The sequence below is a fragment of the Anaerotignum lactatifermentans genome (assembly GCF_016902535.1).
Taxonomy (GTDB): domain Bacteria; phylum Bacillota; class Clostridia; order Lachnospirales; family Anaerotignaceae; genus Anaerotignum; species Anaerotignum lactatifermentans_A.
Map to the genome: position 1 here is coordinate 1 of NZ_JACSNY010000041.1, position 1,194 is coordinate 1,194.

Below are 1,194 nucleotides of genomic sequence, written 5' to 3' on the forward strand. Positions count from 1 at the left end.
AAAGGAGGAAAATGATATGAAAGATCTCAGCTATTTGGAAGGAAAACCTATTGCAGTGCTTGGCGCGGGCGGTATCGGCAAAGCAATGGCGGCAGACTGTGTACTGGCAGGACAGGAAGTTGTACTTTGTGACCTGGAACCCTTTGCATCCAAAACACTGGACAATTTGAAAAACGGCTTCCGTTTCCACGGAAACCAGACAAATAAATTCGGTTTTTACAGAGAAGGCGTTGCGAAATTCAATAAAATTACCACTTCTGTGGAAGAAGCAGTAAAAGACGCGGAAATCATTATTGTGGCGTTGCCCGCTGTTGGTCATAAAATGTTCTTTAAAGAACTGATCCCTCATCTGAGAGATGGACAGATCATCCATATTTTCCCGGATAACTATGGCACGCTGGTATTCCGCAAAATGATGCGTGAAATGAACTGCGATAAAAAGGTTGTTGTCGGCGGTTGGTCCAGCGCACCTTACGGCAGCCGTATCGAGTCCGAAGGTCCCTTCATGCTGCCCAGCACAAGAATCATTTATCGTGCGATCACACTGCGCGGCGCGGCTCTGCCTATGACAGATCAGGAAGTATTCCTGGAAAGCGTAAAATATATCGGCGCCATGGACGCGATTACACAGGGGCTGGGCCCCGTAGGCGGCAATACGGTTATGGATACCGGTTTCAGTAACGTAAATCCTATTCTGCACTGCCCCGGTGTTATTCTGGGTACCGGCGCGCTGGAGAACTACGGCGTGATCTATGGCGACAACAAGAATGATTTCTCCATTTACTGCCACGTATACAGTCCTACCGTATCCAAGGTACAGTATGCGGTATATCAGGAAGAATGTGCCATCGCGGAAGCAATGGGTGTTGGCATCCAGCCTTTTGAAAAGGAAGAATTCTTCTCCAGATCCAACATTCTGGGCAGTGAATACATGGGCCCCGGCATGCACGTTCCTTACGAGGAAGTTTATGAAATGGCACTGGGTACAGGCCCGTTCTCTGTTAACCACAGATATATGACAGAAGATATCCCCATCGGCTGCCATGTATTCCATGAACTGGGCAAGAAATATGGCGTAAAGACACCCGTAATCGACGCTATGATTAACATGGCAAACGCAATGCTGGACAGAGACTTCTATGCGGATGGTCTGACACTGGACGATCTGGGCATTGGCCATATGACAAAAGAAGA

General features: G+C 48.0%; 1 protein-coding gene. It reads left to right on the top strand.

Annotated elements, in window-relative coordinates; translation table 11 throughout:
* Positions 1–16 precede the first annotated feature (16 nt).
* Positions 17–1,194, top strand: a 1,178-nt coding sequence (locus H9X84_RS12735; RefSeq protein WP_205134624.1) for an NAD/NADP-dependent octopine/nopaline dehydrogenase family protein, incomplete at its 3' end; no start/stop codon positions are given.